11 protein-coding genes are annotated in these 13,409 nt (G+C 65.1%); 4 read left to right on the top strand and 7 right to left on the bottom strand.

Annotated features, from left to right (window positions below; genetic code table 11):
• The 5 genes from ACK4HJ_RS08090 to ACK4HJ_RS08070 all read right to left on the bottom strand — a co-directional run.
• Positions 1 to 753, bottom strand: a 753-nt coding sequence (locus tag ACK4HJ_RS08090; protein ID WP_409829705.1) for a class II glutamine amidotransferase, incomplete at its 3' end; no start/stop codon positions are given.
• A 140-nt stretch (positions 754 to 893) separates the two neighbouring features.
• Complete coding sequence (locus ACK4HJ_RS08085) at positions 894 to 2,369, bottom strand: MFS transporter (RefSeq protein ID WP_409829702.1); 1,476 nt, start codon at positions 2,367 to 2,369, stop codon at positions 894 to 896.
• Between the two features lie 152 nt (positions 2,370 to 2,521).
• Positions 2,522 to 2,710 (bottom strand): 4-oxalocrotonate tautomerase, encoded by a 189-nt coding sequence (locus ACK4HJ_RS08080; protein WP_322591207.1) that lies wholly within the window; start codon positions 2,708 to 2,710, stop codon positions 2,522 to 2,524.
• A gap of 56 nt (positions 2,711 to 2,766) precedes the next feature.
• Positions 2,767 to 3,042 carry a cysteine-rich CWC family protein gene (locus ACK4HJ_RS08075; protein ID WP_409829700.1) on the bottom strand — a complete coding sequence of 92 codons (276 nt, stop codon included), beginning with the start codon at positions 3,040 to 3,042 and terminating at the stop codon, positions 2,767 to 2,769.
• A 234-nt stretch (positions 3,043 to 3,276) separates the two neighbouring features.
• Positions 3,277 to 5,487 carry a malate synthase G gene (locus ACK4HJ_RS08070; RefSeq protein ID WP_409829697.1) on the bottom strand — a complete coding sequence of 737 codons (2,211 nt, stop codon included), beginning with the start codon at positions 5,485 to 5,487 and terminating at the stop codon, positions 3,277 to 3,279.
• A 235-nt stretch (positions 5,488 to 5,722) separates the two neighbouring features.
• Here ACK4HJ_RS08070 and ACK4HJ_RS08065 point away from each other — a divergent pair, with 235 nt between their 5' ends.
• The 3 genes from ACK4HJ_RS08065 to ACK4HJ_RS08055 are packed head-to-tail and all read left to right on the top strand — an operon-like array spanning position 5,723 to position 9,232.
• Complete coding sequence (locus tag ACK4HJ_RS08065; RefSeq protein WP_409829694.1) at positions 5,723 to 6,646, top strand: LysR family transcriptional regulator; 924 nt, start codon at positions 5,723 to 5,725, stop codon at positions 6,644 to 6,646.
• A complete protein-coding gene (locus ACK4HJ_RS08060) occupies positions 6,643 to 7,335 on the top strand; it encodes a response regulator (RefSeq protein WP_409829691.1) in 693 nt (230 codons plus the stop codon). The genes ACK4HJ_RS08065 and ACK4HJ_RS08060 overlap by 4 nt, the downstream gene beginning before the upstream one ends.
• A 7-nt stretch (positions 7,336 to 7,342) precedes the next feature.
• A complete protein-coding gene (locus ACK4HJ_RS08055) occupies positions 7,343 to 9,232 on the top strand; it encodes an ATP-binding protein (RefSeq protein ID WP_409829688.1) in 1,890 nt (629 codons plus the stop codon).
• A 192-nt stretch (positions 9,233 to 9,424) separates the two neighbouring features.
• On the opposite strand, the gene ACK4HJ_RS08050 is transcribed toward ACK4HJ_RS08055, so the two are convergent.
• The gene (locus tag ACK4HJ_RS08050; protein WP_409829685.1) at positions 9,425 to 12,097 is read right to left on the bottom strand and encodes a beta strand repeat-containing protein; all 2,673 of its coding nucleotides are present in this window, start codon (positions 12,095 to 12,097) and stop codon (positions 9,425 to 9,427) included.
• A gap of 362 nt (positions 12,098 to 12,459) precedes the next feature.
• On the opposite strand from ACK4HJ_RS08050, the gene ACK4HJ_RS08045 reads away from it, so the two are divergent.
• Positions 12,460 to 12,906: a DUF2214 family protein gene (locus ACK4HJ_RS08045; RefSeq protein ID WP_409829683.1), complete on the top strand. Its 447-nt coding sequence runs from the start codon at positions 12,460 to 12,462 to the stop codon at positions 12,904 to 12,906.
• A gap of 82 nt (positions 12,907 to 12,988) precedes the next feature.
• On the opposite strand, the gene ACK4HJ_RS08040 is transcribed toward ACK4HJ_RS08045, so the two are convergent.
• Positions 12,989 to 13,276, bottom strand: a complete 288-nt coding sequence (locus tag ACK4HJ_RS08040) for a PsiF family protein (RefSeq protein ID WP_409829682.1) — start codon at positions 13,274 to 13,276, stop codon at positions 12,989 to 12,991.
• Positions 13,277 to 13,409: the final 133 nt, after the last annotated feature.

Here is a 13,409-nt window from a genome sequence, read left to right as displayed (position 1 = left end):
GCGTCCCTGTGAAAAAACCAGCAACTCCCCTTGCTCAAATGCAGTCCAGCGCTCGTTGATGGTGAGCGGGCTGGTTGCAATCACGGCCACCTCGTCGTTCTCCTGAGTCTCCTTGGAGAAGTCCAGCAGCACCTCCTCGTCACTGAGCTGCGCTTCACCGAAAGGGTAGCGCCTCTCGATGTAGCAAAGGTTGGTGGTCGCGTGCGCCCACAAGGCTTGGCCGTTGGACAGCAGGAAGTTGAAGGTGCCACGGGGGGCAATGCGTGCTGCCAATTCTTTGAGGGTAAGCGTCAACTCCGCGACGGGCGGTACGCTGGCGTGGGACTTGGCAAGCTCCTGCATGATCCAGCAGAAGGCGTGTTCGCTGTCGGTGTCGCCTACCGGGTGGAAGTGCGAGTGCAGCCGCGGGCGAAAGTCCTTGAGGTCCCCGTTGTGCGCAAACACCCAGTAACGCCCCCACAGCTCACGCACAAACGGGTGGCAGTTCTGGAGGTTGACGACGCCCTGTGTCGCCTTGCGGATATGGGCAATGACATTGCGGCTCTTGATGGGATAGCGGCGGATCAGCTCCGCAACGGGCGAGTCCACAGCCGCAAGATGATCCACAAAGTGACGCAGTCCCTTATCTTCAAAGAACGCAATGCCCCAGCCGTCGCTGTGGTGGTCGGTTTTCCCCCCGCGTTGGGCGAACCCTGTGAAGCTGAAGGTTACGTCGGTAGGGACATTGCAGTTCATGCCGAGCAGTTGGCACATGGATCAGGCTCCATAGGGGCAGTCAGTGAAGGGCAAGTGCGGAGAACGAAGGGCAAAAAGATAGTTGGGGCGCGGACCACACTCATGTTGACCTAAAATCCACAGGGCTCCGCGCCCACCTTGTGCGCAGTACGGTTGGCTCACGACCGTCCTCCCTTGCCCTCCGGTTGCCGCAACTGCCATGCTGCCAGCAACGCCAGCCCGCACAAGAAGGTAAGCATCCAGAACGTCTCCGCAAAGGCGGCCATGCGCGCAGGCTCGTTGGCACCCGCCGACAACGATGCGCCGTGCACGCTCAACCGCCATTCGAGAAAGATACCGCACAGGCTGACGCCCGCCGCACCACCCAGCATGCGCAAGAAACCGATGGCACTGGAGCCCTGCGAGATCAGTGATTTGTCGAGCGGACGCATGGCCCCGAGATTGAGCGACGGGAGAATGAACCCCAGCCCAATACGTCCCAGAATGGCGAATGCGACCAGCATCCATAGCGGTGTTTCCAGCCCCACAAACACCATGAGCCCGAAGGACAACGCGAGCAAGGCAAGACCCGTGCTGACCAGCATATGGGTGGGCTGACGGTCGGCCAAACGACCCACCACCGCAATCGTCACGGCAAGCACACCCCCGGCAGGCAGCATGAGGGTGCCCACATGCGATGCCGATAACTGAAGTCCCAGTTGCATGAACACGGGCAGCAGATAGGTGGAGCCGAACAAAGCCGTGCCATAGATGAAAGCTACAACGCTGCCCATGGCGAACTGGCGGTACTGAAACAACCGCAGGTCCATGAGCGGCTTGTGTCCCCGCTGGAGGAGGCGGCGTTGCCACGCTACGAAGCACGCCACCGCTACCGCGGAGGCACACAGCAGGCCCAGCGCTTCAGGAACGGAGCCGCCGTGCAGAGCCACCAGTCCATTCAGCAAACACAAGGTGCCTGCTGTGCCTATCAGAAGGCCGCGCCAGTCCAGCGGATCGCCTTGGCGATTGGCGGCCACGCCGCCCGGGGCGGTGACCGGTACAAACTTGTAGGCCAGCCACAGGGACGCGATGCACAGCGGAACGACCATGAAGAAGATGGACCGCCAGCCGAACCAGTCCACCAGCAACCCGCCAACACTGGGTCCGATGGCGGGCGCCAGTACCACGCCCATCCCGAAGATGCCGCTGGCGCGCCCCTGCTCATGCGGCTGAAAGGCGTACAGGATGATGACGGCCGGAATGGGCTGCACTACCCCCGCAGCCAACCCTTCCGCCACGCGCGCGGCTAGCACAAGCGAATAATCCTGAGCCAGCCCGCCGCCAACGCCCCCGAGCAGCAGGACCAGCATGGCCCCCGCATACGTCCTGCGGTAGCCGTAGCGTGACAGCAGCCACGGGGTGGTGAGCATCGATACCGTGGTCGCCACCATGAAGCCCGACGTGACCCATTGGGCCCGCTCCTGGCCCAGGGTGAAATAGTGGCTCATGTCCGGGATGGTCACGTTCACGATGGTGGAGGACATGATCGACGCCATGGTGCCGACCATCACCGAAAGCAATAGCAGCCAGCGATATCGCTCGCCATGGCGTTCGCGCAACGCAGCGAGGGAGCCGGGCGAAGGCGGAGTCGTCATCAAGTTGCAGAAGAAGATGAGTGGCAGCCAAGGCAGCCCGCAGAAGGGTGCATGTGCCGTGTTGCGGGTTGCCGGTAGCTGGGCCCCACCGCACGACGGCGTCGGCAGGGCGCAAAAAACACACGGGGCGCCTGTGCGCCCCGTGTGCCTCCTCAGGTCCGTTCAGACCACAGCTTGCCGCCCGTGGCCCAGTTCTCGCGCTTGACGTCGGTAATCAGGATGTCCACCGACTCGGGCGAGCCGCCGAGCACTTCCACGGAGACGCGGGTGATTTCCTCCACCAGCTTCTTTTTCTGTTCAACGGTGCGGCCTTCCATCATTTCAACGTGGTACGTGGGCATGACAACTTCCTTGCAGGGATTGTGAGGGTGGAAATACGAAAACAACAAAGGCGAAATCATATCGGCGTACCCGGTGCGCCGCCGCCCGGCGCCTGCCCCAAGGTGATCGATCCGCAGGCCGGGCAAATGCACGCTTTGCCGCGCGCGCCTGGCGCGAGCGCGCGCAGCGCTTCGGGCTCAATCACACGGGCCATGCACCAGCAACTTTCAGCTGGCTGCCCGGCGGTGATGGCGCACTGGTTGGCGCCGCCGCAAAGCGGACAGGTGGAGGCCGATGGCGCGGAGGCGGGGCGGCCGTGAGCCGGAGGAGAAGGAGGAGAACGACGGGGCACGGTGTGGTGCGGCAAACGTGTGAGCGCGGCAGACCAGTGTACGGCGCATCCCCGTACGCGTACGCGCCCTCCATAGGGACGCCGCACTTGGCGAATGAAACCCGGTTGTAAGCAAAAATAGCTGCTAGCGCTTGCTGGCAAAGCGCTGACAGCTATAAAAACAGGAGTTCAGGCAAAGGGCGCCGCGTGTACCGCAGGCGCCACCCTGCACTCCACGGCACGTCACGATGCGCCTCAGGCCACTGTGGCTGCCTTCAGCTTCAGGCGCCAGGCGTGCAGCAGTGGCTCGGTGTAGCCGCTGGGCTGCTCCTTGCCCTTGAAGACCAGATCGCAGGCCGCCTGGTAGGCCATGCTGGTGCTGAAGTGGCCGGACATCGGGCGGTACAGCGGATCGCCCGCGTTCTGCTTGTCCACCTTGGCGGCCATGCGCTCGAAGGTTTCGCGCACCTGCGCCTCGGTCACCACGCCATGGTGCAGCCAGTTGGCCATGTGCTGGCTGCTGATGCGCAGCGTGGCGCGGTCTTCCATCAGGCCCACGTCGTTGATGTCGGGCACCTTGGAGCAGCCCACGCCCTGGTCCACCCAGCGCACCACGTAGCCCAGGATGCCTTGCGCGTTGTTGTCCAGCTCCTGCTGCTTTTCCGCCTCGCTCCAGTTCGGGGTGGCGGTGACGGGGATGGTCAGCAGGCCGGTCAGCAGGTTGTCGCGCTCGGCGTTCACGTCGGTCTTTTCCAGTTCGGTCTGGATGTCCTGCACGTGCACCTGGTGGTAGTGCAGCGCGTGCAGCGTGGCGCCCGTGGGGCTGGGCACCCAGGCGGTGTTGGCACCGGCCTTGGGGTGACCGATCTTCTGCTTGAGCATCTCGGCCATCAGGTCGGGCATGGCCCACATGCCCTTGCCGATCTGCGCCTTGCCGCGCAGGCCGCAGGAGAGGCCCACCAGCACGTTGTTCTTCTCGTAGGCCTGGATCCAGGCGCTGGTCTTCATGTCGCCCTTGCGCACCATGGGGCCGGCGTGCATGGCGGTGTGCATCTCGTCGCCCGTGCGGTCCAGGAAGCCGGTGTTGATGAAGGCCACGCGGCTCGATGCGGCGGCAATGCAGGCCTTGAGGTTGACGGACGTACGGCGCTCTTCGTCCATGATGCCCAGCTTCACGGTGCTGTCGGGCAGGCCCAGCAGCTTTTCGACGCGGCTGAACAGCTCGGCGGCAAAAGCCACTTCGGCGGGGCCGTGCATCTTGGGCTTGACGATGTAGACGCTGCCCTTGCGGCTGTTGCGGATTCCGTTGGCGCCGTGGCCTTGCAGGTCGTGCAATGCGATGGCCGTGGTCACCACCGCGTCCATGATGCCTTCAGGAATCTCGCGCACCTGGCCTTGTGCGTCCTTCCACAGGATGGCCGGGTTGGTCATCAGGTGGCCCACATTGCGCAGGAACATCAGCGAGCGGCCATGCAGGTGCACTTCGCCACCCGCGGGGCCGGTGTAGATGCGGTCTGCGTTCAGGCCGCGCGTGAAGGTCTTGCCACCCTTGGTGACCAGCTCGGTCAGCGTCGCCTGGATGATGCCCAGCCAGTTGCTGTAGCCCAGCACCTTGTCCTCGGCGTCCACAGCGGCCACAGAGTCTTCCAGGTCCAGGATGGTGGACAGGGCCGCTTCCAGCACCAGATCGCTCACGCCCGCTGCATCGGACTGGCCGATGGGCGTGCTGCGGTCGATCTGGATATCGAGGTGCAGGCCGTTGTGCTGCAGCAGCACCGACGAAGGCGCGGCGGCGTTGCCCTGGTAGCCCTTGAACTGCGACGCGTCCTTGAGGCCCGTGGTGCTGCCGTTGGCGAGTGACACGACCAGCTGGCCGCCTTCGACCTTGTAACCCGTTGAATCCTTGTGCGAGCCTGAAGCCAAAGGCGCCGTGTCGTCCAGCACCTGGCGTGCAAACGCAATCACCTTGGCGCCGCGCACGGGGTTGTAGCCCTTGCCCTTTTCAGCGCCATCGATCTCGGGGATGGCATCGGTGCCATACAGCGCGTCATACAGGCTGCCCCAGCGCGCGTTGGCGGCGTTCAGTGCATAGCGGGCGTTCAGAATGGGCACCACCAGCTGGGGGCCGGCCTGGGTGGCCAGTTCATCGTCCACATTGGTGGTGGTGGCCTTCACCTCGGCAGGCTGGGGCACCAGGTAGCCGATCTTTTCCAGGAAGCCGCGGTAGGCCACCATGTCCTTGATGGGGCCGGGGTTGGCCTTGTGCCAGGTGTCCAGCTCGGTCTGCAGGCGGTCGCGTTCGGCCAGCAGGGCGATGTTGCGCGGGGCCAGGTCGGCCACGATGGCGTCAAAGCCTGTCCAGAACGCTTCGCTGCCCACGCCCGTGCCGGGCAGCACCTTGTCTTCGACAAAGCGGAACAGGGAGGTGGCCACTTGCAGGCCGTGGACTTGGGTGCGGTCGGTCATGGGAAAGCTCTCTGATAAAGGAATGAAGAAGGGATGAGACGCCAAAAGCAGCGACGATGGGTCCACTGTATTGCAAATACCCATGCATATAAATACGCTGAAACTCTCTAAACCAGTGACTTTTTTGCAAAAGTGGCTACCATGAATGATCTGATGCAATTTGCTATTGAAAAGTGAGCTGTTAGCGCTTGTTGGATAAGCGCTAGAGCCACTTTTAAGTCAAAATTATCATCTCATGGACAAGCTCAAAGCCTTCGAATCCTTTGTGTCGGTGGCCACCCGCGGCAGCCTCACGGCCGCCGCCAAGGCCGAGGGCGTGGCGCCCGCCATCATGGGGCGCCGCTTGGATGCGCTGGAAGAACACCTGGGCGTGAAACTGCTGGTGCGCACCACGCGGCGCATCTCGCTCACGCATGAGGGCGCGGCGTTTCTGGAAGACTGCCAGCGCCTGCTGTCCGACGTGGCCAATGCCGAGGCCAGCGTATCGGCTGGCGGCGTGAAGGCCACCGGGCATCTGCGCATCACCGCCCCGGCCGGCTTTGGCCGCCGCCACGTGGCGCCGCTGGTGCCGCGTTTTCGCAGCGCCCACCCGGACGTGACGATCTCGCTGAACCTCAGCGACCGCGTGGTGGACCTGGCGGGCGAAGGCTACGACTGCGCGGTGCGCGTGGGCGACCTGCCCGACTCGTCCCTGGTCAGCGTGCGCCTGGCCGACAACCGGCGCCTGTGCGTGGCCACGCCGGCCTACCTGCAGCGCCACGGCACGCCCCAGCACCCGTCCGACCTGCTGCAGCACGACTGCCTCACCCTGTCCAGCGAGGCCTCGCAAACCCGCGGCTGGGCGTTTCGCATGCCCGTCGATGGCGGGGGCACCGAAGTGGCCTTCCTCAAGCCGGGCGGGCCGCTGGACTGCTCCGACGGCCAGGTGCTGCATGACTGGTGCCTGGCTGGCTACGGCATCGCCTGGCGCAGCACCTGGGAGGTGGAGGCCGAAATCGCCGCCCAGCGACTGGTGCCGGTGCTGGAGGACTTTGCCGCGCCGCCCAACGGCATCTTCGTGGTGTTTCCCCAGCGCAAGCACATGCCGCTGCGCGTGCGGCTGTGGATCGAGTTCCTCAAGCACCACTATGCCCAGCCCGCGTTCTGGAAAGGGGAATGACCCCGATGAACGCGCCCATGTCCATGCCTGCCCTCCCACCTTCGCCCCCGCTGCGCGTAGGGGTGGTGGAAGACGACGCCGCCAGCCGCGACGCCCTGGTGACCATGATCGCCCAGCAGCACGACCTGGCGCTGGCGCTGTTGGCCACCAGCCGCGCCGAGGCGCTGGAGCGGCTGCCCACGACACCCCTAGACGTGCTGCTGGTGGACCTGGGCCTTCCCGACGGCTCGGGCCTGGACGTGATCCGCGCCGCGCGCGTGCAGTGGCCTGACTGCAGCATCCTGGTCAGCACCATTTTTGGCGACGAGGACCATGTGCTGCGCTCCATCGAAGCCGGGGCCATGGGCTACCTGCTCAAGGACGTGAGTGCCGCCGAGCTGGCCGAGGAAATTCGCAGCCTGCACGCGGGCGGCAGCCCCATCAGCCCCATGGTGGCGCGCAAGATCCTGGCACGCGCCGCCGCCAGCCTGGCGCCTGCGGGCAGCTCGCCCACCACCCTGTCTGCACGCGAACAGGAGGTGCTGCGCTACGTGAGCAAGGGCTTCACCACCGAAGAAACCGCCCGCTCCATGGGCGTCTCCAGAACCACCGTGCTCACCTTCGTGCGGCGCATCTACGCCAAGCTACAGGTCAACACGCGCGCCGAAGCCATCCATGCAGCCTACAAACAGGGCCTGCTGGCGGATTAGCCGGTGCGTGGCCTGGCTGCTGTTTCTGGCCTGGCTTTCAGCCTGCGGCGGCGGGGCGCGGGACGGTGGCGCCGTGCACATCGAGCAGGCGCTTTTTCGCGCCGAGCCCGGCGCCGGCTGGGAGCCTCCGCCCGAACTGCCGCCAGCCGTACACGACATGGCAGGCTGGGCGCAGGTACCCCTGCCCCACGCCCGCGCACGCAGCCTGGCGGAAGGCAGCGCGTCGCTGCAGGCCCCGCCGGATGTGGCCTGGTACCGGCTCACGCTGCCGGCCAGCCTGCCTGCGCAAGACCTGTTTCTGTACCTGCCGCGCTGGCAGACCATCGGCGTCGTGGCGGTGTATGTGGACGGGCGCATGGTCTACCGCAGCCGGGGCAGCCGCGTGTGGAACAGCTTCAACCGGCCCCTGTGGCTGCCCCTGGTCACCGGCACGGGCGGCAGCAGCGCGGCGCCTCACACGGTCTGGGTGCGCATGGCCAGCCAGCAAGGCGTGGGCGGGGCAGTCTCCAGCGCCTGGGTGGGCACCGAGCAGGCGCTGCTGTGGCGCTACAACCTGCGCAGCTTTGTACAGAACGACCTCATCAGCCAGACGGGTGCGGCCTTTCTGGTCATCGGGCTGTTCTCGCTGGCCGTGGGGCTGGTGCGCCGCCGCGAGCCCATCTACCTGCTGTTCTTTGCCGTGTCCGTCACGTGCCTGCTGCGCAACCTGCACTACGTGGTGGACGACGATAGGCCACTGCCCGTGCCGGACGACTGGTTCGGCTGGCTTACTGTCAACGCCCTGGGCTGGGCGATGGTCGTCACCTTCGCATTTGCCCTGCGCGTACACCGCAAGCGCATGCCCCGGCTGGCGCGGGGCATCGTCGCGCTGGTGGGGCTATGCACGCTGCTCACCCTGCCCATGCCGCATCTGTTGCCGCACCTCGCGGCCATCCTGCCGCTGGTGTACATCGCTATCGCGGTGCTTACGGCGGTGGTTGCCATCTCGGGTCTGTGGGCCTCCTGGCTGGCTCGCTCGGGCGAAGGCCTGGTGCTGTTCGCGTGGATTTCGCTGAACATCCCTGCCGGGGTGCACGATCTGCTGCTGCAAAACTACCGCGTCGACATCGAGCGCGTGTACCTGGCCCCTTACCTGACCATCGGGCTGTTTGCCATCTTCCTGGCCATCGTCTACCGCCGCTACCTGGGCGCCATCCATGCGGTGGAGGTTGTCAACGCCGGGCTGGAGAGCCGCCTTGCCGCGCGCGAGCGCGAGCTGACAGCCAGCCACGAGCAACTGCGGGTGCTGGAGCGCCAGCAAACCCTGGCCGCCGAGCGCCAGCGACTGATGCAGGACATGCACGACGGCATCGGCTCGTCGCTCATGAGCGCACTGCGCATGGTCGAGCGCGGCCAAGCCAGCACAGCCGACACCGCCCTGGTGCTGAAAGACTGCATCGACGACCTCAAGCTTGCCATCGACTCGCTGACACCTGCCGACGCCGATCTGCTGGCGCTGCTGGCGGCCCTGCGGTTTCGCCTGGCGCCCCGGCTCAAGGCGGCGGGCATTGCTCTCACCTGGAGCGTGCAGGATTTGCCCCCGCTGCCCTGGCTGGACCCGCAGGCCGCACTGCATGTACTGCGCATCCTGCAAGAGGTGCTAACCAATATCCTCAAGCACAGCGAGGCCACCGCCATCGACTTGGCAACGTACTCGGACGGCGGCGGCGTGGTGGTGCGCATACGCGACGATGGCAGCGGCTTTGTGCCGCCCCCCCACCCGGCGCCCGCCTTGACCACCGGCCAAGGGCTGGCCAATGTGCGCCACCGTGCACAGGCCCTTGGCGGGCACTGCCGATGGTCCGCATGGGAGGGCAGGGGGGAGTTCTGTCTGTGGCTGCCGTTGGCGCCAGGGTAAATTGGGTTGCTACTTTTTTGGTAGCTGTTGGCGCATTGTGGTCAGGCGGTAGGCCCTGACTTGGCTTGGAATTTTTCTCCCCAGCCACTGCGCAGAGGCCCCGGGCACGCCCGGCACCGCTGCACTGCCCGCTTTCCCGCCTGGCGGGTGTTCGGCTCGCGCACGCACTGCACCTACCGAGGCGTAACAGCGTCAGTAAACAAACACGGCGCCCGAAGCTCCGGCCGAGTTGTCCGCCGGGTTGCCATTGATACCCGTGGCATTGCTGGCCTCGAGATTTGCCCCCACAGCCAGGGTATTGCCGTCGCCCGACAAGGCCACGCTGACTCCAAAGAGGTCACTCACCCCACTATTGCTGGCCTTCACATAGGCTCGCTGGCTCCAGGCACTGCCGCTGCGGGTAAACACATAGACGGCGCCCGCAAGGGCGGCCGAGTTGTCCGCCTCGTTGCCGCCGATGCCCGTCGCATTGCTGCGCTCCCCGTACGCCCCCACGGCCAGGGTATTGCCATCGCCCGACAGGGCTACGCCGTAGCCAAACTGGTCACCTTCCCCGGTATTGCTGGCCTTCACGTAGGCCTGCTGGGTCCAGGTGCTGCCGCTGCGGGTAAACACATAAACAGCGCCCGCAGCGATTGTTGAGTTGTCGGCCTGGTTGCCATTGATACCGGTGGCATTGCCGGCCTCGTTAGTCGCTCCAACGGCCAGGGTATTGCCGTCGCCCGATAGGGCCAAGCTAGCGCCAAAATAGTCATTCACCTCAGCGTTGCTGGCCTTCCCATACGCCTGCTGGCTCCAGGTGCTGCCGATGCGGGCGAACACATACACGGCACCTGCATTGAAAGCCGAGTTGTCTGCCTGGTTGCCATCGATGCCGGTGGCGTTACCGGCCTCCCTCAGTGCCCCCACGGCCAGGGTGTTGCCGTCGCCTGATAGGGCCACGCTGATGCCAAAGGAATCACTCGCATCGGTATTGCTGGCCTTCACATAGGCCTGCTGGCTCCAGTTGCTGCCGCTGCGGATGAACACATAGACTGCGCCAGCAAGGGAAGCCGAGTTGTCCGCTTGGTTGCCATTGATGCCCGTGGCATTGCTGGCCTCTCTAGGTGCCCCCACGGCCAGGGTATGGCCGTCTCCCGACAGGGCCACGCTGGTGCCAAAGGCATCACCGGCCTCGGTATTGCTGGCCTTCACATAGGCCTGCTGGCTCCAGGTGCTGCCACTGCGGGTGAACACATAGACAGCGCCAGCAAGGGGAGCCGAGTTATCGGCCTGGTTCCCATTAATGCCGGTGGCATTGCTGCGCTCCACGTACGCCCCCACAGCCAGGGTATTCCCGTCGCCCGACAGGGCCACGCTGTAGCCAAAGTAGTCATTCACCCCGGTGTTGCTGGCCTTCACATAGGCCTGCTGGCTCCAGGTGCTGCCGCTGCGGGTGAACACATACACCGCGCCTGCACTTCCCACAGAGTTGTCCGCTTGGTTGCCATCGATGCCGGTGGCATTACTGTCCTCCTGGTACGCCCCCACGGCCAGGGTATTGCCGTCCCCCGACAGGGCCACGCGGTAGCCAAAGTAGTCGTTCGGCTCTGTATTGCTCGCCTTGAAGTACCCAATGGCTTGTGTCAAGTTCACCGTCTGCGCCGCCGACAACGCGCTGCACCCCGCACTGTTGCACGCCTGCACGCGGTAGGTGGCGTTCAGCCGCGTGTGCAGCAGGCCTGTCACCACCCGGTCGTAGCTGGTACCGGTGAGGCCCGTGGCAATCTGCGTGGCCGCCTGCGGGCCTGCACCGTCGGGGTCTTCCGTCACGCGGTAGGTGATGGCGCCGCCGCCAGCGGGGGGCGCAATGGCGCCCCAGCTGAGCTTGAAGGTCTTGACGTCATAGGCCAGGGTGAGCGCAGGGATGGCCGGTATCACTACCGGTGGCGGTGGCGGTGGCGGTGGCGGTGGTGGCGGTGCATCCACCACGCAGACGACGGCCATCTGCGTGACGTCGGCCGTGGCGACCCCCGTGCCGCCGCTGACACTGCAGCTTTGCCCCGCACTGCTGTCGAACACGCTGACGGCGTAGCCCATGCCCGCCAGCACAGGCTGGGCAAAGCGGAAGGCGCCGTTGTCCACCACGGTCACGATGTCCCCGTTGGCGTTGTTGCGCAACGCCACCACGCCGATGTTGCCGCTGACGGTGCCCGAGAGCCGGTAGCCCGTGGTTGCACAGGCTACGGTGATGGGGGGCAGGGCGGCACTGGCATCGACGGTGCCTTGGCCCCCGGTGACGGTGCAGGTCTGATTCTGCGGCTGGGTCAGCACAGAGATGCTGTAGGGCCCTGTGACGGGCTGGGCGAACGTGAAGGGCCCGTCAGCGGTCACGCGGGCCTCTTGCGTGGCTCCTCCGGCCGCGAGTTGCAGCACCAGCGCCTTGCCTGTGGCGAGGCCCGCGACGCTGCCGCCCAGCGTGCGGGCGTTGGGGGGCACATCGTTGTCGCGGCACGCCACGCTCACGTTGTTCACATCGGCGCTCACGGTGCCGCTGCCATTGGCGATGGTGCAGGTCTGGCCCACCGGCTGGGCGGCAATGCGCAGGCTGTAGGCGGTGCCTGCGGGCAGCTGCAGGCTGTAGCTGCCGTTGGCTGACACGGCGGCGCTGGGCCCGCTGGCATCGGTAATGACCACGGTCTTGCCCGCGCCCAGACCGGCCAGCTGGCCACCCACGCGGAAACTGGGGGTGTTCACCGGTGGGTCATCGCCCCCACCGCCGCCGCAGGCCGCAAGCACGACAGCGAATCCCAGCAGCCAGGTGCGGGTCAGAGTTCTGATGTTTGGCGTGGGCGCCGCTGCTGCTGTTGCTGTTGTCTTGGCCATGATGCAGTTGCTTCTCCGGGGGGCACTTGTAGGGCAGGCGCGGCCGAAGCTACCGGATTCGTCGAGGCTTGTATGTCCTCAGAACTGAGGACAGGGAGCCCGCGGCTGAAGGGTAGGAACGTGTCTGTATCAGGTCATTTTGAGGATAAAAATGGCCTCCAGCGCTTGATGGTAAAGCGCTGATAGCTATCAATTTAGAATTTTCTGCGTAGGATGCTGGCGTCTGGCGCGGCGCAGCAGCGGGCGTGCACGCAGGTGGCGCTGGGCAATACTGGCGAGCTTTTCCTCAAGCAAAATGGCAACCATCCCCGGGTGGAGTTGACGCATTTATCGAGCCGCCGGGTGTTGAAAAGGAACCCTCCATGACCCTCGAAGCCATTCTTGCCGCCCTGCACCTGGTGGCCATCCTGACCTTTGTGGTCTTTCTGTCGAGCCAGGCGGCGCTGTGCCGCACCGAATGGATGAATGCCGACGTCGTCGAGCGCCTGGTGCGGCTGGATGTGATCTATGGCGCGGCCGCTCTGGTGATGATTGGCAGCGGCCTGGCACGGCTCTTTTGGGGCATCAAGGGGGTGTCGTGGTATGTCTCGCAGCCGCTGTTTCACATCAAGATCACCATCGTGGTGGTCATGGCCATCCTGTCGATCTGGCCTTCCATCATGTTCCGCCGCTGGCGTCGCAATCTGCAGGCCACGGGCGCACTGCCAGACGAGGTGGAGGTGAAGAAGGTCCGCCGGTTGGTGATGATCCAGTCGCACGTGTTGCCGGTGGTGGCCGTGATTGCGGTGTTCTGGGCGCGGGGCTGGTAGGCCTTCGGGGCCCTGCGCCCCAAAAAAAAGCCGCTGGCGCCAGGGCGCAGCGGCTTTTTGCCTTGTGTCGGTGCCGGTTACTTCACTTCTTGAGGCACTCGCTCATGAACGCCTTGCGCTCGTCGCCCTTGAGCGTCTTGGCTTTTTCGTCAGCATTGCAGGCCTTCATCTTGTCTTGTTGGCTGGGCTTGTTGCTCAGGCAGGTTTTCATGAAGGCCTTGCGCTCGTCACCCTTCATCTCGCCGGCTTCCTTGTTGCAGGTGGCCATCTTGGATTGCTGCTTGGTGGGGGCCTTGTCTTCGGCAGCGTGGGCGGCGGCGCCCAAGGTCAGCGCCACACCGAGGGCGCACAGGGACATCAGCTTTTTCATGGAATCTCCTGGAGTGGATGTGTTGTGGGGGACCCGAAGGCATTCCAACACAGAACGTTTTGGCAGACAACGCGGATGACACGCCGGCTCCCGGTTCGCGCGGCCCCGGTGTCGGCCAGCGGCAACGGCCGGC

It is taken from the genome of Acidovorax sp. (assembly GCF_046294525.1).
Lineage (GTDB): Bacteria > Pseudomonadota > Gammaproteobacteria > Burkholderiales > Burkholderiaceae_C > Acidovorax.
Note: the sequence above shows the minus strand (reverse complement) of the source record. Positions and strands in the feature narration are given on the sequence as shown.

Coding starts and splice junctions, on each gene's coding strand:
- ACK4HJ_RS08070 (WP_409829697.1), bottom strand. CDS start 5,487: ATGACCGACCGCACCCAAGTCCACGGCCTGCAAGTGGCCACCTCCCTG.
- ACK4HJ_RS08085 (WP_409829702.1), bottom strand. CDS start 2,369: ATGACGACTCCGCCTTCGCCCGGCTCCCTCGCTGCGTTGCGCGAACGC.
- ACK4HJ_RS08065 (WP_409829694.1), top strand. CDS start 5,723: ATGGACAAGCTCAAAGCCTTCGAATCCTTTGTGTCGGTGGCCACCCGC.
- ACK4HJ_RS08045 (WP_409829683.1), top strand. CDS start 12,460: ATGACCCTCGAAGCCATTCTTGCCGCCCTGCACCTGGTGGCCATCCTG.
- ACK4HJ_RS08080 (WP_322591207.1), bottom strand. CDS start 2,710: ATGCCCACGTACCACGTTGAAATGATGGAAGGCCGCACCGTTGAACAG.
- ACK4HJ_RS08060 (WP_409829691.1), top strand. CDS start 6,643: ATGACCCCGATGAACGCGCCCATGTCCATGCCTGCCCTCCCACCTTCG.
- ACK4HJ_RS08050 (WP_409829685.1), bottom strand. CDS start 12,097: ATGGCCAAGACAACAGCAACAGCAGCAGCGGCGCCCACGCCAAACATC.
- ACK4HJ_RS08040 (WP_409829682.1), bottom strand. CDS start 13,276: ATGAAAAAGCTGATGTCCCTGTGCGCCCTCGGTGTGGCGCTGACCTTG.